Genomic DNA, 22,253 nt, shown 5'->3' on the forward strand with positions numbered 1-22,253 from the left:
GCGCTACTTCCAGGTCAAAGTGATGCCCTGGGATTCCAGCCACCGCTCCAGGGAGTACCCGTTGGCGGCGATGCCGTCGATGGCGGCGGTGGCTCGTTCGATCGCCGTCTGTGATTCGGCCGCGCCGAGCAGGCCCGCGTGGTGGGCGGCGAGCAGTTCGTCGACGTCGAGGAGTTCGGTCTCGCGGCCGGTGCGCACGACGATGTCGAGGTAGTGGTCGACCGAGGTCCAGCGGTCGGGGCTCACCTCGGTGAATTCGCCCAGATCGAGGTAGTAGTTCTGATCGCGGCGATATTCGGGGTTGTAGTGGAAGATCGTGACGCGCAACGCGAGGGCGGGCAGCAGCCAGGACTCCATGTAGTGGAACTCCCGGTGGTCGGCGGGGCGCGCCATGTACAGGCCCCACGGTTGCACATGGTATCGCTCGACCTGGCGGACGAATCCTTTCGGATCGGTGTTGGTCAGGCTCGCGATATCGAAGTACTCGACCTTGGGTCGGTGCACGTGGACTGCTGGTGCCTGTGTCATGCACCCAGAATCTACCGCCGCGGCCCCGGCGTCGAGCGGAACGGGCCGCGGCGGTGATCCCCGGTCACATCCAGGTGAGCACGATGCCCTCGGCGGCGAGCCATTCCTCCAGGTCGTGGCTGTGCGAGGCGCATCCGTCGACGACCGAGGTGGCGCGGTCGAGGGCGCGGCGGGCGCGTTCGGCGTCGACCAGGCCCGCCGCGTGCGCCGCGAGCAGTTCGTCGGCGCCGTGCAACTCGGCGGGGCGACCCTGGCGGGCCACGATATCGAGGTACAGGTCCACCGCGCGCCACCGTTTCGGCGAGATCTCGCCGAATTCGCCGATGTCGAGGCGGTAGTCGTGTTTGCCGAAGCGGGCGGGGCGGCGGTGTGCGCGGGTGACCCTGATGCCGAGTTCGGGCAGCAGCCAGGTCTCGCTGTGGCGGCGTCCGGCGCCGTCGGCCCGCGCGACGTAGAGCCCCCACGGCGCGCGACGGCACCGGTCGACGGGCCGCACGTAGCCGCGGGTGTCGGTGCCGGTGAGATCGGCCAGGTCGAAGTATTCGACGGCGGGCCTGCGCACCGGGGGCCCCGGCGGCGCCTGCTCACCCGGCGGATGGCTGTCGGAGTTGCGCCGGATGTCGCGAGCCATATAGCCCGCGATCCCGGTCATGGTGGGCGCGGCGACGAGCAGTGGTACCAGAGCGCTCATGGCGACTCCTTCGACAGGTCCGGCAACCTTTCCAGGCTACACCCGCGCGCGCCCCGCGCGGGTGTGACCGGATCGCACGCGAAACCGAAAGGAACTGTCGCTCGGTATGTTTCGCGGGCGCGGGCTCACGGCGCCCGATGCAGTCCCGACGCCGCGGCGACGACCCATGCCAGTTGCGGCTTGAAGATGTCGCTGTGCGCGCCGCCCGGCGGCGGTCCCTGATTCACCACCGTGGATGCGTCCAGGTTGAGGATCTGCTGCTTCTCGAACGGGTAGGTCGCGCCGACGCCGCCGAGCGGTTGCTTGTGCAGCGGTTCGAAGGCGCCGTGCGAGCCCATCGCGCGGAATCGGAACAGTTCGTCGCTCGCGTCGGAGGATGCGTCGCCCGCCGCCAGCGAGGCCAGCGGATACATGGTGCCGAGCGCGGAATCGAAACTCGAGTAGCAGACCGTGAGCGGGCCGTCGAGCCGCCGCAAACGTCCGGCGAGCGCGCCGCCGCCCGAGGCGAACGGGAGCCGTTCGGTGAAGGCGAAGCGCGAGAACGCGCCCTGCAGGATCGTGATCGACTTGATCGGCGAGCCGCCGTCGGTGTCGAGCCCGTCGAGCGCGAAGGCCACCACCCGCCCGCCGAAACTGTGGCCGATCAGATGGATGCGCAGTTCCGGATGATTCGCGGCCAGCCCGGTGATCACCGGGCCGACGCCCGCGCGGCCGACCACGCCGGCGCGGCCCTTCATCTTCCAGTACGACAGCTGCCGCAGCGCCTCCTTGGCGCCGTGCCGGATACGTGTGGCGAATTCGCCGAATCCGGCTGCCCCGCCGCCGATTCCGTCACCGGAGTCGACGTCGACGCCGGTCTCGGACAAGCCTTCGGCGAAGGCTTCCAGCAGTTCGGTCGGGTCGTGGTCGTCGTCGAACATGCCTGGCACGCCCGCCTGGACGAGTTCACCGTCGTCGGTCCCGGACGCCACCGCCTCGTGCCAGCCGCGCAGGTGCGCGACCAGCTGGGTGGCGCTCACCGCGGGCGCGGCCGGATCGAGCAGCCCGGCCAGCGCGGCGAGTTGGTCGGCGCCGGAAGGGAAGAGGGCGTCGAGTTCGGCCACGGTCCTCGGGTCGAGGGCGCACGAGCCCGCGGGCACCGAGCGGGCCGCGTCGAGTCCCGCCGCACCGCCCTCGGATTCGGCGGGCGCGGGCGGTGCGGCGAAGTCGGGCATCGACTCGTCGCGCCACAGCTGCGACGGCCACAGCACACCGGCAAGACCCACCCGCCGCGCCGGGGCGATGTGGTCGTCGAGCAGGGTGAACCAGCGCCGGTACAGGTCGAGCGCGCCCTCCTGCCCGTTGTTCCAGCCGTGCGAGAACATCACCAGATCGGTGATCCCGGCGCCGGTGATCTCCGCGTCCAGCGCCGCGACGAGTTCCCGGTCGGGATCGCCGTCGGCGTCGAAGGCGAGTCGCCAGAACGGGCGCTCCGCGATGGTTTCGGTCATTGTCCTGTCCTCTCCGGTGTCTCACACCGCTTGCAGTGCCCGCATGAGGTCGAGCAGCCCGCCGCCCTGGAACGCTCGGTCGCGCCCGAGCGAGGTCGCCGACTCGACGAAGATGCGCTTCACCCTTTCGGGTTCGCCGATGAATTCACGCTGGACCGAGAGGAATGCCGCGACGGCGCCGGAGACGTGCGGCGCCGCCATGCTCGTTCCGCTCGACTCCACGTAGACCGCCATGTCGTCCATGGCCGCCGGATCGTCGAAGGTGCGCGACACCGGGATCAGCATCGCGCCCGCCGCAGCCGAGGCGATCCGTTCGCCGGGGGCGACCAGATCCGGTTTGCACCGGCCGTCGGCGGTCGGTCCGCGCGAGGAGAAATAGGAGATGCCGTAGGAGTGCGGCGAATCCTTGTGCGTGGATCCGACCGTGATGGCGCGTTCGGCGTTGCCTGGATCGTTGATGGTCATCGCCGTACTGAATTGATTCACTTCGGATTTCGCGGTCTTGAAGGTGACGTACGCGGAATTGCCGGACGCGACGACCACGACGACGCCGGAGCGCACCAGTTTGTCGACTTCGAGGCACAGCGGACTGTGCCCGCACGCGAACCATTCCGGATTGAATTCGTAGCCGAGGCTCAGGTTGACGCCGTGGATGCGCGCGGGTTTGCCGCCGCCCGCGTTGATCCTGCGCACATGAGCGAGCGCTTCGATGACCCGCGTGGTGCGCGCGTCGCCTTCGTCGTCGAAAACCTTGAGGCTCACCAGTTTCGTGCGCGGCGCGATTCCGGTGAGCACGGTCGGGTCGGCGACCGGGCGCGGCTTGACGATGGGCGATTCGGGTTCGGCTATGTTGTAACGGTTTTCGGCGACCAGCACCCGGTCGGGTCGGTCCCGCCAATGTTCGAGTCCGCCCGCGATGATGCCCGCGACGTGGGTGCCGTGCCCCTTCTCGTCCACCAGCGGCGCGCCGTTTCCGGTGAAATCCTTGTGCAGATCGGACACGCTCGGATCGGTCAGCGTGCGATGGCCCTCGAAATGCGGGTGATCGCCCTGGATTCCGGAATCGATGACCGCCCACACGATTCCGTCGCCGAAACTGTTGAACGAGCGTTGCGCCGCGGTGGCCTTTATGGTGTCCGCGGATATGTCGATCTGCGGTTTCACCTCGAAATCCGGCCAGATCCGGTAGATCGCGCGATCGTTCCAGTCGATGCCGACCGCGTCGGCGGAGATCAGGCCCTCGATCTGATTCGCCGTCAGCTCGCCGACCGCGTATTCCTCGGCGAGCGGGGTGCACGGCTGCTCGGCGCCGAGGTAACGCCACAGGTCCGCCACCCGCGCCGCCGCGCCGAGCGGTCCGGTGCGGAAACGCAGATTCAATTCGATCATGATCGGGATGGCCAGGGTCGCACGGGTTTCCGAGTCGGTGGCGGCGGAGAGCAGTTCCCGCAGCGGCGGGGTGAGCACGCCCGCGATCGGCAGGCCCGCGTCCGGTCTCGGCTGCCGGTCGGGCGGTACCTGCGCGGGCAGGCGTCCCGGTGCGCCCGCCGCGCGCTCGCAGGCTTGTCCGAGCGCCTGCCTACCGGCGGGGGTCAGGCGCATGGCGTCGACGAGGCCCTGCTCGCGCAGCGTTGCCATGGCCTTGTCGACGCGGTGGTGCCAGCGTGGTTTCTTGGCTGTATAGAGTCGAGCGTCGGGTTCGAACTGGGCGGCGTAGCGCGCCGCGATCGTCTTGAGCACCGCTTCGTCGGTGATCTTCACGTACAGCGCGGACAATTCCCCCAGCACACACAACACACGATCGGTCCATATCGTGTTCTCGCTCACGACACACCGGACCTGATACCGATTGTTCGCATGCGGTGATTATCGGCGTCGCGGTGTGCGCGTTCACGAGTAGCGAACTACCTTCCCACCGTGAAATCCGCCTCATTCTCGGGCCGCACCGCCCGGATCGCCTACCGCGCATTCGAATACGCCGTTGCCGCGAGGCGGGCGGCTCGTACGCGCGCCGCGCGCGGGCGGCTCGACCATCCCGATAGCGGCGGAGGCGAGTAGCCGACTACTCGCGCACGCCGCCGACCACTTCGGTACGGGCGAGCGCGCTCGGCCTCAGTCGGGTGCGCCGATCCGCTCGGGGCCGCCGACCGCGAACGCCCGTGTGCGCCACAGTTCGAGGACCGCGAGCCGGAACGGGTTGCCGCCGGGCAGCGCCGGTATCCGCCCGTTGTCGAAGGCGTCGGCCAGCTCGGCCAGCCTGCGGGCGCCGACCGCGGGCCAGTCGTTGGCGAGCGCCCAGCTGTAGGCGGCCGCGCCCGTGCAGCGATGGCCCGCGCGGTAGAGGATGTCGAGGATGGCGGTCGCGTCGCGGTGATCCGATGCCGAGGCCAGGGTCAGCGGGCGGCTGAGCATCCCGGACAGCGTGATCATGGCCTGGGTCGGGATCGGGTCGGGTGCGCTCGGCGGTGCGGGCGTGGTCGCGTCGCCGAGCAGGGCAGGGTCGGCGATGGCCGCCCACGCGACCACGTCGGCCGGTCGCGTCGGGGTCACGCACAGGGCGTCGGTGCGCGGGTCGTCGGCGAGTTCGGCGATGTCGTCGCGCTCGGGGTCGACCGCGAGCACCGCGCCGCGCCGCCAGGCCGGGGCAGGATCACCCGGACAGGTGACGACCACCCGGTTACGGTCGACGAAGTTGCGCAGCACCGCGCAGGCGGAGATCGCCGAGGCGTGCGGCACGCGAAGCATCGGCGTGCCGCCGGAACGCTGGGTGGTCGCCGTGAGCCATGTCACGGCGGCGGCGATGCCGTCGTCGCCGGGGGAGGTGACCGCCGAGGGGAAGCGCCAGCGTTTGGCTGTCGGCGAGGTCCGGCGCATGTCCTCTGTCGAGGTCCGCCGCGTGTCCTCCGGCGGGGTCCGTCGGATGTCCTCTGCTCGGATCAGCCGCGTGTCCTCGCCGCTGATCGCCCCGGTTCGGGCGGTCGCGTCGCGTGTTGGCGTCTCGGATGTCGCAACGACCTCGGTCACCGGCCTACCTCGTTCCGCGTGCAGAAGCGCACCCCGGTGGCCGCCGTCGTACTCGCGGTGCGCCCGACTGGCCGGTGTGCGCGAACTTTCGACAAACAATGAGGATAACAGCGTTACTAGGAGTATGCCAGTCCGTGGCCGACTGGTGACTCGGATATGGACGACAGGCTGTCCGATTCGGGAACGATACTGAAACATGTTGCAGTTCAGTGGTTTCGAAACGGAACCGATTCGCCGTCGGCCGCCGCGCGTGGTCAGCGACGAGATTTGCCGGTAGGGCCGGTCGAACTCGGTGGGTCGACCGCACGCTCGGTGCTCCGGTGTGGGCAGGCGCTTGCCTGCGACTTTCGAGGACAGGGGCCGGTGAAGGGAGGGCCGAGTTCAGGACGGGGGTCGGCGTCGGGCCGTCGGCGTGCCAAGACGGTGCCGCGCCGCTCGAGTCGAAGAGTTCCTCGACGGCGTGCGCGACGCGGGGGTCGACCTCGCGCTCCGACAGCTACAAGCCGAGATCGAGCTCGGAGGTGACCGCGGCGGCGGTGCTCAGGTCGCCGTCGTCCACGATGCGGGCACGGACCGCGACGGTGGCGTCCGGCATGTCGGGGCCATGGTGGTGGGCAGACCTACCGGCGCGCGTTCGTCTGAACCGACGTCCGCCGTGGCGGCGGTGTCCCGAGGGGTCCGGGAGCGGCGAACTTGTCGGTGGTCCGGCCTACGCTGGGGACCATGGCATTCGCAACCGAGATTCCAGCCGAGGGTTACGAGGGCCGGGCCCACGGCGAGACGCCGCTCGCGCATTCGGAGTTCCGGCCCGTCGGGTCGATCGAGCGCGCCGACGGGCTGTTCCAGGTGGTCAGCGAGCACCGTCCGGCGGGTGATCAGCCGACGGCCATCGCCGAACTGGAGCGCCGGGTGCGGTCGGGGGAGCGCGATGTGGTGCTGCTCGGCGCCACCGGCACCGGCAAGTCGGCCACGACGGCCTGGCTCATCGAGCGTCTGCAGCGGCCGACGCTGGTGATGGCGCCGAACAAGACGCTGGCCGCGCAGTTGGCCAACGAGTTGCGCGAGATGTTGCCGAACAACTCGGTCGAGTACTTCGTCTCCTACTACGACTACTACCAACCCGAGGCCTACATCGCGCAGACCGACACCTACATCGAGAAGGACAGCTCCATCAACGACGACGTGGAGCGGCTGCGGCATTCGGCCACGTCGAACCTGCTCTCGCGCCGCGATGTCGTGGTGGTCGCCTCGGTGTCGTGCATCTACGGCCTCGGCACGCCGCAGTCCTATCTCGACCGGTCCGTCGCGCTTCGGGTCGGCGCCGAGATCGATCGCGACGCGCTGCTGCGGCTGCTGGTGGACGTGCAGTACACGCGCAACGACATGTCGTTCGTGCGCGGCTCGTTCCGGGTGCGCGGCGACACCGTCGAGATCATCCCGTCCTACGAGGAGTTGGCGGTGCGCATCGAATTCTTCGGCGACGAGATCGAGGCGCTCTACTATCTGCACCCGCTCACCGGCGACGTGGTCCGCCAGGTCGACACGCTGCGGATCTTCCCGGCCACCCACTACGTCGCCGGTCCCGAGCGCATGGAGCGCGCGGTCGGCGATATCGAGCGCGAACTCGAAGAGCGCCTGGCCGAACTCGAACGTCAGGGCAAATTGCTCGAGGCGCAGCGATTGCGCATGCGCACCCAGTACGACCTGGAAATGATTCGCCAGGTCGGCTTCTGCTCGGGCATCGAGAACTACTCGCGCCATATCGACGGCCGCCCCGCCGGATCGGCGCCCGCGACCCTGCTCGACTACTTTCCCGAGGATTTCCTGCTTGTCATCGACGAGTCGCATGTCACGGTGCCGCAGATCGGCGGCATGTACGAGGGTGACATGTCGCGCAAGCGGAATCTGGTCGAATACGGCTTCCGCCTGCCGTCGGCGGTGGACAACCGCCCGCTCACCTGGGAGGAGTTCGCCGACCGGATCGGGCAGACGGTCTACCTCTCGGCGACGCCGGGCCCGTACGAACTCGGCCAGGCGGGCGGTGAAGTGGTCGAACAGGTCATCCGCCCCACCGGCCTCGTCGATCCGCAGGTGGTGGTGAAGCCGACCAAGGGCCAGATCGACGACCTCGTGCACGAGATCAGGGGCCGCACCGACCGCGACGAACGCGTACTGGTCACCACCCTCACCAAGAAGATGGCCGAGGATCTCACCGACTACCTGCTCGGCCTGGGCGTGCGGGTGCGGTACCTGCACTCCGAGATCGACACCCTGCGCCGCGTCGAACTGCTGCGGCAGCTGCGGCTCGGCGAATACGACGTGCTGATCGGCATCAACCTGCTGCGCGAGGGGCTCGACCTGCCCGAGGTGTCGCTGGTCGCGATCCTCGACGCCGACAAGGAGGGCTTCCTGCGCAGCAGCACCAGCCTCATCCAGACCATCGGCCGCGCGGCGCGCAATGTCTCCGGCGAGGTCCACATGTACGCGGACAAGATCACCGACTCCATGCGGCACGCCATCGATGAGACCGAACGCCGCCGCGCCAAACAGGTCGCCTACAACACCGAGATGGGCATCGATCCGCAGCCGTTGCGCAAGAAGATCGCCGACATCCTGGATCAGGTCTATCAGGAGGCCGACGACGAGGTCGCGGTCGGCGGATCGGGCCGCAACGCCAGCCGCGGCCGCCGCGCCCAGGGCGAACCGGGCCGCGCGGTGAGCGCCGGGGTGTTCGAGGGGCGCGACATCAAGTCGATGCCGCGCGCCGAACTCGCCGACCTGGTCACCGAACTCACCGCGCAGATGATGAACGCGGCCCGCGAACTACAGTTCGAACTCGCGGGCAGGCTGCGCGACGAGATCGCGGATCTGAAGAAGGAATTGCGCGGCATGGACGCGGCCGGGCTCAGTTGAACGCCCGCCGCGCCGCCGCGCCCGGTTCAGCCCTGCGTGGCCATCCACTCGTCGACGCGCCGCTCGGCCTCCTCGCGCGGCACGTCCTCGACCCTGGTCATCACCGCCCACCGGTGGCCGAAGGGATCGATGACCACGGCGTAGCGATCGCCGGTGACGAAGGTCTGCGGTTCCTCCGCGCTGCGCGCCCCGTGTTCGAGAGCCCGCCGGATCACGCTGTCCACGTCGGGGCAGTAGTGCACGATCGAGGTGTGCACCCATTCGCCGGTGGGCGCGAGCACGCCGTTGTCGGGTATCGGCATGCCGAGTTGCAGGGTGGAATCGCCGAAGCGGAGTTCGGCGTGCGCGGGCTGCCCGTCGGGCAGGTCGTTGCGGCTGATCACTTCCGCGCCGAAGACCGCGCGGTAGAACTCGATCGCCTTGTTCCCGTCGGGTACGGCGAGGAAGCAGGTGATCGAGTGGTAGCCGTCGGGGATGGGGTGCACGGTGTCGGTTGTCGTCTCGCTCATGGGATCGAGCCTGGTCCACGCGGCGCGCTCGGTCTTGTAAGAACGCGACACCGTGGCTGAATTCCCGCTCGCGCGCGCGACGCCCGGCCCGCAGGATGTGAAGGGCATCCTGCATCCGGACGAACAGGCCCGCCACCGTTCTCTGGTCCGACTCCCGCCGGGACCGTCGGTGGCGCGGTTCGTCGAATGGTATTGGGTGGTGCGCTGGGATCTGCGCGGACGGCCGCCGTATTTCGCCGAGGTGTTGTCGTTTCCGTGCGTCAACATCACCTTCGAACGCACCGAGACGAGGTCCGGCGGATTCGTCAACGGCGTCGTGACCACGAAATTCGTTCGCGAACTCGGCGGGCTCGGCGAGACTTTCGGTATTCGTTTCCGCGCGGGCGGTTTCGGCGCGTACACGGGATTGGATGTCGGCGCCCTGCGCGATACCTCGGTCGGGCTCGAGGAGGTGATACCCGAGGCCGCCGGGCTCACCGCACGGGTGCTCGAGGCATCGTCGGATGCCGAACGCCGCGATCTGGTCGAGGAATTCTTCGGCAGCCGCCGCGTTCCCGACGATCCGACGTATCGGTCCGTGTTGCGGATCGTGGCGGCCATGGAACGCGATACCGAGTTGACGCGTGTGGATCAGGTCAGCGAGCGATTCGGGGTCACCGCCCGCACTCTGCAACGGGCGTTTCGGCGCTATGTCGGCGCGAGCCCGAAATGGGTGTTGCGCCGCTATCGATTACAGGACGGCGCGAATCTACTGGCGCGCGGCCGGTTCGAGGATCTGGCCGCGCTCGCGGCGGAGCTCGGCTACTTCGATCAGGCGCATTTCTCGCGGGAGTTCACCGCCGAGGTCGGAATGGCGCCGCTGGAATACGCGAAGAATTCGATTCGGTCGCGCGACGAGGTCACCTCGAAAGTCTTTTGAGCGGACGGTGGAGCGTGAATACCGTCACCGTGTGATGAATATCCCAGCGCCGCAAGCGGGTTCACGCAACTTGTGAGGGGTCACAGAATTTCGGGCCGGTGAATCATGTCGGCCCAGGTCACTTCGCTTTCGCCGAAACCACACGGCGGCGGCGCTGTCGAATGGGCGCGACACCGGCGGTGTGATGTGTTGCGATTTCTGAAATATCCGGGCGATTTGCCGCTATGGTCGAGCGCAGTCGCCGCGACGGTGCCTCGACTCGCTCGGGAGGCCGCCGCCAGGCACCCGACCCGCATAGTTGGAGGACTCACATGACCGCCTACCGGACCGTTGTCGTCGGTACCGATGGCTCGGACTCGTCTTACGTCGCCGTCGACAAGGCCGCGTCGCTGGCCGCGGCGGCGGGCTCGACGCTCGTCATAGCCTGCGCCTTCTATCCCACCGACGATCGCGACGTCGCCGCCGCGGCCGACGTGCTCAAGGACGAGGCGTACCAGGTCCGAGGGTCCGCACCGACCAACGAGATCCTGCGCATCGCCCGCGACCGCGCCGCCGCCGCGGGCGCGAACGAGATCGTCGAGCGCGCCGTGGTCGGCGAGCCGGTGGACTCGCTGCTGGCCCTGGTCAAGGAGGTGCAGGCCGATCTGCTCGTCGTCGGCAACCGCGGCCTGAACACCCTGGCCGGACGCCTGCTCGGCTCGGTGCCCTCGGATGTGGCCCGCAAGTCGCGCTCCGATGTCCTGATCGTGCACACCGTCCGCTGAGCCGGACCGGACAACGCCCCGCATCGCGTCCGAGACGCCGATGCGGGGCGTTCGCCGTGGACGGTCGGCCGCGGATCAGCCGAGCGCGGCGAGTTCGGCGGGCAGGTCCTCGCTGTGCAGCACGGTCAGCCGCTGGGTGGCGCGGGTGAGCGCCACGTACAGGTCGTTGCGCCCGCGCGGGGATTCCGCCACCACGCGCTGCGGCTCGACCAGGTAGACGGCGTCGAATTCCAGGCCCTTCACATCGTGCACGGTCAGCACCCGCACCGATGCCGCGGCCAGATCCGACAATTCGGCGACGAGGTCGTGTGGCGCGATCACCGCCACCGTGCCCGGTCCTTGTTCCTCGGCGAGCGAACGGGCAAGTGCGGCGGGCAGTTCGGCGGCGGCGACCCGGTGCGCGCGCGGCACGTGGCCGGATTCGCGCACCGACCGGGGGACCGCGGCGTCGGGATCGATGACGGCAAGCACCCGCGCGGCCACCGCCATGATCTCGGCGGGCGTGCGGTAGTTCACGGTCAGCTCCGTGAGCTTCCAGCGTTGCGCCACATACGGTTCGAGCATCGCCGCCCACGAGGACGCGCCCGCCGGGTCGCCGGTCTGGGCGACATCGCCCACCACCGTGATCCAGCGATTCGGGATGCGCCGCATGACCATTCGCCACGCCATCTCCGACAGTTCCTGCGCCTCGTCCACGATCACGTGTCCGTAGGTCCAGGTGCGATCGCCCGCGGCCCGCTCGGCGGTGGTCTGCCGCCCGCGCACGTCCTGGCGCTCGGCCAGTTGACTCGCGTCGATCAGGTCGTAGGCCATCAGGATCTCCGGATCGAGTTCGTCCTCGAGATCCTGTGGCGCGGAACCGGTCAGGATGTCGAGGGCGTCCTGCGCCTCGGCCAGTCGCGCGCGCCAGCGGCGACGCGAGCGCTCGCGTTCCTCGGCGTCGTCCACCCCGAGCAGTTCGGCCAGTTCGTCGAGCAGGGGCGCGTCGGCAGGGCCGAATTCGCCGTCGTCGGCGCGCACGAGTGCGGCGCGGTCGGCGGGATCGAGCGCGGTGGCGGCGCGGTCGAGCCGTTTCGGGTCGGCCAGCAGGTCGGCCAGCACCTCCTGCGGCGACAGGATGGGCCACAGCCGCCCGATCGCCTCCTGGACGTGCGGGTCGCTCTTCATCTCCTCGCGGATCTCGGCGAGGTCGGTACGGCTGAGCAGGCTCGGCCCGCCGGACAGGTCGGCGCCCATGGTCTGGGCGAGTTGATCGGTGAGCGCGTCGACGACCGAGGCGGCGAAGATCGGGCGGGCCAGATTGTGCGGGCGCCGCGAGGACCGCGCCCGGCCGCGCGCTCTGGTCGCGATCTTGCGGTCCAGGGCGACCGGATAGCCGTCGAACGCGAGCGTGATCGGCTCGCCGGGTAGCTCCTGACGGTCGCGCACGGCCTGTTTGAGCACCTCGATCATGGCCGATGAGCCCTTGATCGCACCGGCGCGCAGGGTGTCCTCGCGGGTCGCGGTCACCCCCGGATACAGGTTGCCGATGGTGGAAAGCAGCACGCCGGTCTCGCCGAGGGAGGGCAGCACCTGACCGATGTAGTCGAGGAAGGTGGCGTTGGGCCCGATGATGAGCACGCCGCTCTTGGCCAGCTGCTGGCGGTAGGTGTAGAGCAGGTAGGCCGCGCGGTGCAGAGCCACGGCGGTCTTGCCGGTGCCGGGGCCGCCCTGCACCACGAGCACGCTCTTGTGCTCGGAGCGGATGATCGCGTCCTGCTCGCTCTGGATGGTCTCGACGATGTCGTTCATGTGGCCGGTGCGCGCCGCGTTGAGCGCGGTGAGCAGCGCGCTCTCGCTGCCGACGCCGCCGTCGTCCGCGACGGTGCCCGCCCGGCGCGCCGCGTCGAGGTCGAGGTATTCGTCGTTGATCGCGGTGACGCCGCGGTTGCGCGACCGGATGTGTCTGCGTCTGGTCACGCCGTCGGGTGTGGCGGTGGTGGCCAGGTAGAACGGGCGCGCCAGCGGTGCGCGCCAGTCGAGCAGCAGCGGCTCGAAGTCGTCCTGCTCGTCGAGGATGCCGAGGCGGCCGATGTAGCGGTACTCGTCGCCGTCCTCGCTCGCCGCGAGGTCGATGCGGCCGAAACAGAGTCCGTGTTCGGCGGCGTCGTATTTGGCCAGGTCCTCGGTGTAGAGCTGGGTGAACGACTCGCGTTCGCTGCGCGCCTGCGGGGTGCCGCCGGATTCGAGCAGCACCGTCTCCAAGCGTTTCTTCGCGTAGTCGCGCATGCCGTCGAGGCGGTCGTAGAGCACCGAGAGGTAGCTCTGCTCCCGCTCGATCTCCGCGTCGCGAGTGTGCTCGGGAGCCTGCGCGGCGCCGTTGCGCGACGGGACAGCGGCCGCGCGCTCAGGCCTGCGAGCGCTGTCGCGCTCGTGGACGCCGTCGCGCTCGGCGCGGTCCTTGGTGAGGCGGTCGGGCAAACTGAACTCCTTGTCACCGCGATGAGCCGGGCCACCCGCGGGCGCGAGTGAGCCGCGCACGCGAGTGAAAACAGAGTTGTCGAGCTTACTTGGTATCCGGCGAGCTCGCCGCAACCGCAGGTGAGGCCTCCGGTTGCGATACCGGTTCGAAGTGGCGGACGGTCGGAAAAGGGTCGTAGAAATGGTGCAGCAATTCCGACCAGCGCGCGTACCGGGCGGAGCCGCGGAAGCCCTCGGTGTGGTCTTCGAGACGGTCCCATTCGACGAGCAGCAAATAGGTGCCGGGCGCCTCGACGCAGCGCGACAGCGACAGCGACCGGAATCCCGGCGTCGCCTCGATCAGCGGTCGCGCCGCAGCGAAGGCGGCTTCGAATTCCGCGCCGCGATCGGGCGCGACGGGCAGCAATACGTGTTCGATGATCAATCCGGGCACCTTCAGGAAGCGTGGGTGTTGTTCGGGCGCAGGCCGGATGCCTGGCCGGTGGTCTTGGCCCGGTACATCGCGAGGTCGGCGTCGTGCAGCACCGCCTCGGGGGTGCGGTGATCGTCGGAGTCGAGCGCGGTCACCCCGATGGACGCCTTGATCTCGATGCGGTGTCCGCGCGCGACGATCGGTTCGGCCGTCGTGGCGCGCAAGCGCTCAACCAGCGCGTCCACGTCGAATCGCCGGGTGGCCCCGGAGAGCAGCACCAGGAATTCGTCGCCGCCGAGCCGCCCGACCAGATCGTCGCCGCGCAGCGCCCGCTGCAGGCGCTGGGCCACGATCTGCAGCACGGTGTCGCCGATGGCGTGGCCGAGGCTGTCGTTGATGGCCTTGAACCCGTCGAGGTCGATGAACAGCACCGTGGACACCGGAAGGTCTTCGCTGGTGGCCAGCGCGCTCGCGAGCTGCGACAGGATCAGCGAGCGGTTGGCCAGCCCGGTCAGCGAGTCGTGGGTGGCCTGGTATTCCAGTTGCCGCCTGCTGGCCCGGAATTCGGTGATGTCGGCGAAGGAGGACACCGCCGAGGATTCCGGATCGTCCGGATTGAGCAGTCTGCTGCTTCCGGAGAGCCAGCGCCGTTGCCCGTCCGCGCGGTCGACGCCGAACACATAGCCGGTGATGGTCTCGCCGGTGGCCAGGGTGCGCGCGATCGGATGCCGCGACGGCGCGAGCGGTTGGGCGTTGGCGTCGAGCAGTTCCATGGGCAGTTCGCCGATGGTGTATCCGGTGAGGTCGCCGTCGTGCGCGCCCGCGCCGAAGATGCGAACGGCGGCCGGATTGGCGGATTCGATGCGGCCGTCGCGGTCGATGACGACCACGCCCTCCTCGAGCTGGGACACCACGGTCGTGAAGTGCTGTTCGGCCAGTCGCTGGCCCGCCTCGGCGGCGCGCTGGGCGGTGAGGTCGTGGATGACGACCTGGTAGGCGAGCCGGTCGAACCACGGTGTGCGCACCGAGACGGTTTCGACCTGGACGGTCTCGCCGTCCAGACGCAGCAGTGTCATCTCGGTGCGGTCCGAGGCCGACCCCTCGGTGTCGAGACGGCTCATCCGGTCGAGCATGGCCGGGATCGAACGCGGGTGGACGAAGCGGGTCAGCGGCTCGCCGACGAGCTCGCCCGCGTCGTGCGCGGCGAGCAGCCGGACGGTAGCCGGGTTGACATAGACGAGCCTGCGACCGTCGTGCACGCAGATCCCGTCCGGGGCGTGTTCGACGAGGGACCGGTACCGCTGGGCCAGCTGCTCGGCGTCCGCCGAGCTGTTCGCCGCCCTGTCATCACCCACTCGCAAACCCCCGATCGTCGACCGAATCATGGTCATTGCACCACGGGATTGATCTGGTTTCGAGGTGCACGAGATCACACCGCCGTTATTGCTTCGCTCACAGCTCGGATATTCCGTCGCATCCCATCGAATCGATCATGACAGAAAGCCGGTTCCCGGGGCCCGCCGGATGCGGTCACCGGGAGCGTCGGCGACGGAGTTACGGCATATCGGGCGCCGCGTTCGATACCACGGTCGGGGCAGTGCCCGCGGTGGTCATTGCGCGGGCAGCGGCACCGTCCAGCACAGCCGGGTGCCCGGCTGTCCCGCGCCGTCGAGATCCGCGCGGGCGCGGACGGCCTGCCCGATGACGAAATCGCCGCCCGACTTCTCGGCGCGCTGCTCCAGATTCCGCAGGCCGCTGCGGATGACGTGATTCGGTATGCCCCAGCCGTTGTCGGTGACGACGATGGTCAGGTAGTCGTCGACGCTGATCTCGACCCCGACGGTGTCGGCGCCGGAATGGCGCACCGCGTTGGTCACCGCCTCGCGCACCACCGCCTCGGCGTGGTCGGCGAGTTCGGCCTCGATCACCGACAGCGGGCCGGTGACCCGCACCGTCGTGCGCACCGGACTGTCGGCGCTCTGCTTGCGCACGGCCTGCTCCAGACGCTGTTGCAGACTCGCCTCGCCCTCGCCGCCGTGCAGGTCGAAGATGGAGGTGCGAATCTCCTGCACCACCTCCTGCAGATCGTTGACCGCCGTCGAAAGTCGTTGGCGCACTTCGGGGATGCCCGCCCTGCCGATCGCGCCCTGCAGGGTGAGGCCGATGGCGAACAGCCGCTGGATGACGTGGTCGTGCAGGTCGCGGGCGATGCGGTCGCGGTCGGCGACGATGTCGAGTTCGCGCATCCTGCGCTGGGTTTCGGCCAGTCGCATGGCCAGCGCGGCCTGATCGGTGAAGGCCGCGGTGAGTTCGACGAGTTCGTCGGGATAGGGCGCCGAACCGGCCGGTCGGACCGTGACCAGCACGCCCAGAGTGGAATCGGCGGTGCACAGCGGAAGGATCAGCGCCGGACCGACATCGGAGATCGGCACCCCGAAATCGACGCGCGCGGCATCGTCGAAACGCAGCGGTGTGCGGCTGGTGAACGCCTCGCCCAGCGCGGTGCCCTCGGTGCGCACCGGCCAACCCGCGTGTCCCGCACCGGGACCCGACCACTGCGTGAGGATCAGGTCCTCGCCCTCCGCGCCGGCGAGGAAGCATCGGTGCGATCCGGTGAGGCCGCGCGCGTGGTCGACCACCTGAGCCAGCACCCGATCGGATTCGGTGCCCGCGAGGAATTCGGTGGCGATGTCGCGGGTCGCCTCGATCCACGCCTGCCTGGTGCGCGCGGATTCGTAGAGCCGCGCGTTGTCCACCGCGATCCCCGCTGCGGCGGCCAGCGCCTGCACCAGCACGTCGTCGTCCTCGGTGAACGGCTGGCCGCCCGCCTTCTCGGTGAGGTAGAGGCTGCCGAACAACTCGTCCCGAATGCGTACCGGCACACCGAGAAACGAATGCATCGGCGGATGGCCATCGGGAAGTCCGACCGCGTCGGGGTGTTCGGCGATATCGTCGAGGCGAAGCGGTCGCGGCTGTTCGAGGACCACGCCGAGCACGCCGTGTCCGGCGGGCAGGCGGCCGATGCGCTCGCGCGTCGCCTCGTCCATCCCCTCGTCGATGAACTGGCTCACCTGCCGGTCGTGGCCGAGCACCGCGAGCGCGCCGTATCGGGCGTCCACCAAGTTGATCGCCGTGCGAACGATGGTGCGAAGGGTGTCGTCGAGGTCGAGTCCCGAGGTGACGGCGAGCATCGCCTCCACCAGGCCGCCCATGCGGTCGCGCGAGTCGATGATGAGTTCGACGCGCTCTTTGACCTCACCGAGCAATTCGCGTAATCGCAGCTGGGAGAGGGTTTCACGGACCGAGTACGGCTCACCCCCGCCGTCGTCGGTCATCTCGGATTCCGTTCTCGATGGCGTATTCGATTGTGTCGCTGACGGTCTTCTGTGTGGCTGAGAAGTCTCCGATCGAATGCCGCAATCAGTGTAGTTCCCGGATCGGGGACTTTCGGCCCTGTTCGCGATGGCCGTGCGAACGGTGGGATGGTCGGATCGAAGGATTAGAGAGCAGAGGTGTCCTGTGAATTCGTCGCAGCCGTTGTACCTGTCGGAGCAGTGGACCACGGCGGCGGAACCGGACTTGGCGGTCACCACCCGCGGCGCGGTTCCCCCGGCTGACGTGACGAGGGCCGTGCGCGCCATCGGACGAGTGCTGCGCCGCCACCATCTCGACGTGCCGGCGCGGGTGCGCGTGACCGCCCCCGCGGATCGCGACCAGCCCACCGTCGTGCAGGCCAATGTGCGCATGCACGAGACGCCGACCCGCGTGCAGGTCACCGGTCCGCGCGGGTTCGCCGTCACCTTCGCGGTCGAACGGCTCGACCGCCAGATCGCCCGGCTGGCCGCGCACGAGTCGCGGTCCTGGCCCGATCCCGCGCGGCCGCCGCTGGCGCGGATCACCGAGCGCCGCCCGATCGTGCGGCGCAAGGACTGCGCCCTGCTCACCGGGACGCCCGAGGAGGCCGTCGAGGTCATGGACGCCATGGACTACGACGCCTACCTGTTCACCGACGCCGAATCCGGCGAGGACGCCGTGGTGTCGTGGACCGACCCGATAGGCGTCGCGCTGGCCCGCCAGCGCGCGGTCTACCCGCCCGCCCCGACCGAAGACCGACCGCTCACCGCGGGCTCGCTGCCGATCGCGGTGCGACCCGATCCGACCCCGACCCTCACCGAGGACGAGGCCGCCACCTGGCTCTGCCGCGCGGGCCTACCCTTCCTGTTCTACTCCGACGAGCACACCCGCCGCGGCAACCTCCTCTACCGGCGTTACGACGGCGACCTGACGGTTGTGGCGCCCGCCTGAGCCGGGCTCATGACTCCCGCATCTTCGACGCGAGCACCGCAGCCTGGGTGCGGCGCTCCATGCCGAGTTTGGCCAGTAGTCGCGAGACGTAGTTCTTCACCGTCTTCTCCGCGAGGAACATGCGCGCCGCGATCTGCCGGTTGGTGAGTCCCTCGCCGAGCAGTTCGAGCAGCCTGCGCTCCTGATCGGTGAGTCCGGCCAGCCTGCCGTCGCAGTCGGTGCTGTCGCGCAGGCGCGCCTTGAGCGCGGCCGCGGCGCGATTGTCGAGCAGCGAGCGACCGGATCCGATGGCCTTGATGGCCTCCGCGAGTTCCATCCCCTTGATGTTCTTCACCACGTATCCGCTGGCGCCCGCCAGGATCGCGTCGAGCATGGCGTGCTCGTCGGTGTAGGAGGTGAGGATCAGGCAGCGCAGCCCCGCCACGTCGGCGAGCAGGTCGCGGCACAGTTCGATGCCGTTGCCGTCGGGTAGGCGCACGTCGAGTACCGCGACGTCGGGCCGGGCGCGTGGGATGCCCGCCATGGCCTGGGCGACGTCGCCCGCCTCGCCGATGACACTGAGTTCGGGATCACTGTCGAGCAGATCGATCAGTCCGCGCCGCACGATTTCGTGGTCGTCGACCAGGAACACCTTGATCACGCTCGCCTCCCGGCGTTTTCGGATGTGGTCCGTCGCGTCCGTCGCGCGGTGGTTCTGCCCCGGATCACCGTAGCCCGGATGCCGGGAACCCATTGCGAAATCGTTGCCGGAGGAAAAAGCCGGTGCCGCAGTATGTTTCGCTGGGGATCGGGTCGCGCCGGGAAAAGGGTCGCCTGCGTGCGCAATGGCGTGATTGCGCCGGCCCGCGATCGAACCGCCGCGCGGGCGGTTGGCTCGAGTCGCTCGCGGACCGGTCGGTATCGGCGGATGTTCGCCTCGCGGACTCGATGTGGTGCGGGTCACGAGCCGGTGCGAGCCCGTCGTCGGTGACCGAACGGCGTCCGAGCAGTGGGGATAGTGTGGTGGTTGCGCGGCAGGCGCGGGCCGGGGAGTCCGTCCGCGCGGTCGCACAGCCGCACGGCGCACGCGTTCGCGCGGGCCCGCGAAACTTGTCGGTGGTCGCGCTTAGCATGTCGGCGGGATAGGTCCGGGCATCGGCCGCATGGGTCGTTCGGCCGTACGGACCCCCGTGTGACCGGTACGAACACCGAGACGATCTAGAAGGGACTCACTGGTGGCCGAACGCCTCACCGTGCGCGGAGCTCGGGAGCACAACCTGAAGGGGGTCGACCTCGATCTGCCCCGCGACAGTCTCATCGTGTTCACCGGTCTGTCCGGCTCCGGCAAGTCCAGCCTCGCCTTCGACACCATCTTCGCCGAGGGGCAGCGCAGGTACGTGGAATCGCTGTCGGCCTACGCCAGGCAGTTCCTCGGGCAGATGGACAAGCCCGACGTCGACTTCATCGAGGGACTCTCGCCCGCGGTCTCCATCGACCAGAAATCCACCAACCGCAACCCGCGCTCCACCGTCGGCACCATCACCGAGGTGTACGACTACCTGCGCCTGCTCTACGCGCGCGCGGGCACGCCGCACTGCCCGGTCTGCGGTGAGCTCATCGCCAAGCAGAGCCCGCAGCAGATCGTCGACCAGGTGCTCGCCATGGCGGAAGGCATCCGGTTCCAGGTGCTCGCGCCGGTGGTGCGCACCCGCAAGGGCGAATTCGTCGACCTGTTCGATCAGTTGAACACCCAGGGCTATTCGCGCGTGCGCGTCGACGGCGTGGTCCACCCGCTCACCGATCCGCCGAAGCTGAAGAAGCAGGAGAAGCACGACGTCGAGGTCGTGGTCGACCGCCTCGCCGTCAAGCCCGGTTCCAAACAGCGGCTCACCGATTCCATCGAGACGGCGCTGCGCCTGGCCGACGGCATCGTCGTCCTCGACTTCGTCGACCGCGACGAGCACGCCCACGACCGCGAGCGCCGCTTCTCCGAACGGCTGGCCTGCCCCAACGGCCACCCCCTCGACATCGAGGACCTGGAGCCGAGATCCTTCTCCTTCAACTCGCCCTACGGCGCCTGCCCCGACTGCACCGGGCTCGGCATCCGCAAGGAGGTCGATCCCGAGCTCGTGGTGCCCGATCCCGAGCTGAGCCTGAACGACGGCGCCATCGCGCCGTGGTCGCGCGGGCAGACCGCCGAGTACTTCACCCGGCTGCTCTCGGGGCTGGCCGAGGCGGTCGGCTTCTCCATGGACACCCCGTGGCGGGAACTGCCGCTCAAGGCGCGCAAGGCGGTGCTCGAGGGCAGCGCCGACCAGGTGCACGTCTCCTACACCAACCGCTACGGGCGCAAACGGTCCTACTACGCCGACTTCGAAGGCGTCATGCCCTTCCTGCAGCGGCGCATGGAGAACACCGAATCCGAGCAGATGAAGGAGCACTACGACGGGTACATGCGCGATGTGCCGTGCCCGGTCTGCAAGGGTGCGCGGCTGCGCCCGGAGATCCTCGCGGTCACCATCGACTCCGGTGGCGACCGCAAATCCATCGCCGAGGTCAGCGAACTGTCCATCGCCGACTGCTCGGATTTCCTGAACGCGCTCACCCTGGGCGAGCGCGAGGCCGCGATCGCCGGTCAGGTGCTCAAGGAGGTGCAGGCGCGCCTCGGCTTCCTGCTCGACGTCGGCTTGCAGTACCTGTCGCTCTCGCGGGCCGCGGCCACCCTCTCCGGCGGTGAGGCGCAGCGTATCCGGCTGGCGACCCAGATCGGCTCCGGTCTGGTCGGCGTGCTCTACGTGCTCGACGAACCGTCCATCGGCCTGCACCAGCGCGACAACCGCAGGCTCATCGAAACCCTCACCAGACTGCGCAATCTCGGCAATACGCTGATCGTGGTCGAACACGACGAGGACACCATCAAGGCATCGGACTGGGTGGTCGACATCGGCCCGCTCGCCGGTGAACACGGCGGTCGGGTCGTGCACAGCGGTCCCTACAGCGAACTGCTCACCGACCCGAATTCGCTGACCGGCGCCTATCTCTCGGGTCGGGAACGCATCGAGGTGCCGATGGTGCGGCGCCCGGTCGACCGCAAGCGCAGGCTCACCGTGGTCGGCGCCACCGAACACAATCTGCGCGGCATCGATGTGGCGTTCCCGCTCGGCGTGCTCACCTCGGTCACGGGCGTCTCGGGTTCGGGCAAGTCGACGCTGGTCAACGACATCCTGGCCACCGTGCTCGCCAACAAGCTGAACGGCGCGCGGCAGGTGCCCGGCAGGCACACCAGGGTCAACGGCCTGGACCACCTGGACAAACTGGTGCAGGTCGACCAGTCGCCGATCGGGCGCACTCCGCGTTCCAACCCGGCCACCTACACCGGCGTCTTCGACAAGATCCGCACCCTGTTCGCGGCCACCACCGAGGCCAAGGTGCGCGGCTATCAGCCGGGGCGGTTCTCGTTCAACGTCAAGGGCGGTCGCTGCGAGGCGTGCTCGGGCGACGGCACCCTCAAGATCGAGATGAACTTCCTGCCCGACGTGTACGTGCCCTGCGAGGTCTGCCACGGCGCGCGGTACAACCGCGAAACCCTCGAGGTGCACTACAAGGGCAAGACCATCGCCGAGGTGCTCGAAATGCCGATCGACGAGGCCGCGGAGTTCTTCCAACCGGTCACCTCGATCCACCGCTACCTCGAGACGCTGGTCGACGTCGGGCTCGGCTACGTCCGACTCGGGCAGAGCGCGCCGACCCTGTCCGGCGGTGAGGCGCAGCGCGTCAAGCTGGCCGCCGAACTGCAGAAACGCTCCACCGGCCGCACCATCTACATCCTCGACGAGCCGACAACCGGCCTGCACTTCGAGGACATCCGCAAACTGCTCGGCGTCATCAACGGTCTTGTCGACAAGGGCAATTCGGTGATCGTCATCGAACACAACCTCGATGTCATCAAGACTTCGGACTGGGTGATCGATATGGGACCGGAGGGTGGCTCCGGCGGCGGCACCGTGGTGGCCGAGGGCACGCCGGAGGAGGTCGCCGAGGTCGCCGAGAGCTACACCGGTCAGTTCCTGCGGGATGTGCTGGCCGCGCCCGAGGCGCCGAAGCGGGCGCCCGCGAAGAAGGCCGCGAAGGCGCCCGCCAAGAAGGTCGCGGCGAAGAAGGCCAAGGCTCCGGCCGAGCCCGCGGCGGCCAAACGCCTCGCGCGCAAGGCGGCCGCGCTGCGCTGAATCCGCAGGCAGACCGCCTGCGGGTGTATTTCG

16 protein-coding genes are annotated in these 22,253 nt (G+C 68.9%); 5 read left to right on the forward strand and 11 right to left on the reverse strand.

The window, feature by feature from the left end; genetic code table 11:
• Positions 1 to 3: 3 nt before the first annotated feature.
• The 5 genes from IT779_RS28665 to IT779_RS28685 form a co-directional block, all read right to left on the reverse strand.
• Positions 4 to 528, reverse strand: coding sequence for a DUF402 domain-containing protein (locus tag IT779_RS28665; protein WP_196152560.1), 525 nt, complete (start codon positions 526 to 528; stop codon positions 4 to 6).
• Between the two features lie 64 nt (positions 529 to 592).
• The gene (locus tag IT779_RS28670; protein ID WP_196152561.1) at positions 593 to 1,219 is read right to left on the reverse strand and encodes a DUF402 domain-containing protein; all 627 of its coding nucleotides are present in this window, start codon (positions 1,217 to 1,219) and stop codon (positions 593 to 595) included.
• A gap of 125 nt (positions 1,220 to 1,344) precedes the next feature.
• Complete coding sequence (locus IT779_RS28675) at positions 1,345 to 2,709, reverse strand: serine-threonine protein kinase (RefSeq protein WP_196152562.1); 1,365 nt, start codon at positions 2,707 to 2,709, stop codon at positions 1,345 to 1,347.
• A gap of 21 nt (positions 2,710 to 2,730) precedes the next feature.
• The gene (locus tag IT779_RS28680; protein ID WP_196152563.1) at positions 2,731 to 4,536 is read right to left on the reverse strand and encodes a S8 family peptidase; all 1,806 of its coding nucleotides are present in this window, start codon (positions 4,534 to 4,536) and stop codon (positions 2,731 to 2,733) included.
• A gap of 285 nt (positions 4,537 to 4,821) precedes the next feature.
• Positions 4,822 to 5,733 carry a hypothetical protein gene (locus IT779_RS28685; RefSeq protein ID WP_196152564.1) on the reverse strand — a complete coding sequence of 304 codons (912 nt, stop codon included), beginning with the start codon at positions 5,731 to 5,733 and terminating at the stop codon, positions 4,822 to 4,824.
• Positions 5,734 to 6,456: 723 nt separating this feature from the next.
• Between IT779_RS28685 and uvrB the strand changes: the two genes are divergently transcribed.
• Complete coding sequence (gene uvrB, locus IT779_RS28695; RefSeq protein ID WP_232542195.1) at positions 6,457 to 8,646, forward strand: excinuclease ABC subunit UvrB; 2,190 nt, start codon at positions 6,457 to 6,459, stop codon at positions 8,644 to 8,646.
• A gap of 26 nt (positions 8,647 to 8,672) precedes the next feature.
• Here uvrB and IT779_RS28700 read toward each other — a convergent pair whose 3' ends face one another.
• Positions 8,673 to 9,155, reverse strand: a complete 483-nt coding sequence (locus IT779_RS28700; protein WP_196152565.1) for a VOC family protein — start codon at positions 9,153 to 9,155, stop codon at positions 8,673 to 8,675.
• 52 nt (positions 9,156 to 9,207) lie between these two features.
• Between IT779_RS28700 and IT779_RS28705 the strand changes: the two genes are divergently transcribed.
• On the forward strand, positions 9,208 to 10,074 hold the full coding sequence (locus IT779_RS28705) for a DUF6597 domain-containing transcriptional factor (RefSeq protein ID WP_196152566.1): 867 nt from the start codon (positions 9,208 to 9,210) through the stop codon (positions 10,072 to 10,074).
• 311 nt (positions 10,075 to 10,385) lie between these two features.
• A complete protein-coding gene (locus tag IT779_RS28710; protein WP_196152567.1) occupies positions 10,386 to 10,838 on the forward strand; it encodes a universal stress protein in 453 nt (150 codons plus the stop codon).
• A gap of 75 nt (positions 10,839 to 10,913) precedes the next feature.
• On the opposite strand, the gene IT779_RS28715 is transcribed toward IT779_RS28710, so the two are convergent.
• From IT779_RS28715 to IT779_RS28730, 4 genes are all read right to left on the reverse strand, one after another.
• A complete protein-coding gene (locus IT779_RS28715; protein ID WP_332839022.1) occupies positions 10,914 to 13,157 on the reverse strand; it encodes a HelD family protein in 2,244 nt (747 codons plus the stop codon).
• A gap of 226 nt (positions 13,158 to 13,383) precedes the next feature.
• Positions 13,384 to 13,722, reverse strand: a complete 339-nt coding sequence (locus IT779_RS28720; RefSeq protein ID WP_196152568.1) for an antibiotic biosynthesis monooxygenase family protein — start codon at positions 13,720 to 13,722, stop codon at positions 13,384 to 13,386.
• Between the two features lie 11 nt (positions 13,723 to 13,733).
• The gene (locus IT779_RS28725) at positions 13,734 to 15,065 is read right to left on the reverse strand and encodes a diguanylate cyclase domain-containing protein (RefSeq protein WP_196152569.1); all 1,332 of its coding nucleotides are present in this window, start codon (positions 15,063 to 15,065) and stop codon (positions 13,734 to 13,736) included.
• 255 nt (positions 15,066 to 15,320) lie between these two features.
• Complete coding sequence (locus tag IT779_RS28730) at positions 15,321 to 17,045, reverse strand: GAF domain-containing sensor histidine kinase (RefSeq protein ID WP_196152570.1); 1,725 nt, start codon at positions 17,043 to 17,045, stop codon at positions 15,321 to 15,323.
• Between the two features lie 184 nt (positions 17,046 to 17,229).
• Between IT779_RS28730 and IT779_RS28735 the strand changes: the two genes are divergently transcribed.
• Positions 17,230 to 18,015, forward strand: a complete 786-nt coding sequence (locus IT779_RS28735; protein ID WP_332839015.1) for a sigma 54 modulation/S30EA ribosomal C-terminal domain-containing protein — start codon at positions 17,230 to 17,232, stop codon at positions 18,013 to 18,015.
• A 7-nt stretch (positions 18,016 to 18,022) separates the two neighbouring features.
• On the opposite strand, the gene IT779_RS28740 is transcribed toward IT779_RS28735, so the two are convergent.
• Positions 18,023 to 18,655 carry a response regulator transcription factor gene (locus IT779_RS28740; RefSeq protein ID WP_196152636.1) on the reverse strand — a complete coding sequence of 211 codons (633 nt, stop codon included), beginning with the start codon at positions 18,653 to 18,655 and terminating at the stop codon, positions 18,023 to 18,025.
• A 574-nt stretch (positions 18,656 to 19,229) separates the two neighbouring features.
• On the opposite strand from IT779_RS28740, the gene uvrA reads away from it, so the two are divergent.
• Complete coding sequence (gene uvrA / locus IT779_RS28745) at positions 19,230 to 22,220, forward strand: excinuclease ABC subunit UvrA (RefSeq protein WP_196152572.1); 2,991 nt, start codon at positions 19,230 to 19,232, stop codon at positions 22,218 to 22,220.
• Positions 22,221 to 22,253 lie beyond the last annotated feature (33 nt).

The sequence above is a fragment of the Nocardia bovistercoris genome (assembly GCF_015674855.1).
Taxonomy (GTDB): Bacteria; Actinomycetota; Actinomycetes; order Mycobacteriales; family Mycobacteriaceae; genus Nocardia; species Nocardia bovistercoris.

Coding starts and splice junctions, on each gene's coding strand:
- IT779_RS28665 (WP_196152560.1), bottom strand. CDS start 528: ATGACACAGGCACCAGCAGTCCACGTGCACCGACCCAAGGTCGAGTAC.
- IT779_RS28670 (WP_196152561.1), bottom strand. CDS start 1,219: ATGAGCGCTCTGGTACCACTGCTCGTCGCCGCGCCCACCATGACCGGG.
- IT779_RS28675 (WP_196152562.1), bottom strand. CDS start 2,709: ATGACCGAAACCATCGCGGAGCGCCCGTTCTGGCGACTCGCCTTCGAC.
- uvrB (WP_232542195.1), top strand. CDS start 6,457: ATGGCATTCGCAACCGAGATTCCAGCCGAGGGTTACGAGGGCCGGGCC.
- IT779_RS28700 (WP_196152565.1), bottom strand. CDS start 9,155: ATGAGCGAGACGACAACCGACACCGTGCACCCCATCCCCGACGGCTAC.
- IT779_RS28710 (WP_196152567.1), top strand. CDS start 10,386: ATGACCGCCTACCGGACCGTTGTCGTCGGTACCGATGGCTCGGACTCG.
- IT779_RS28730 (WP_196152570.1), bottom strand. CDS start 17,045: ATGACCGACGACGGCGGGGGTGAGCCGTACTCGGTCCGTGAAACCCTC.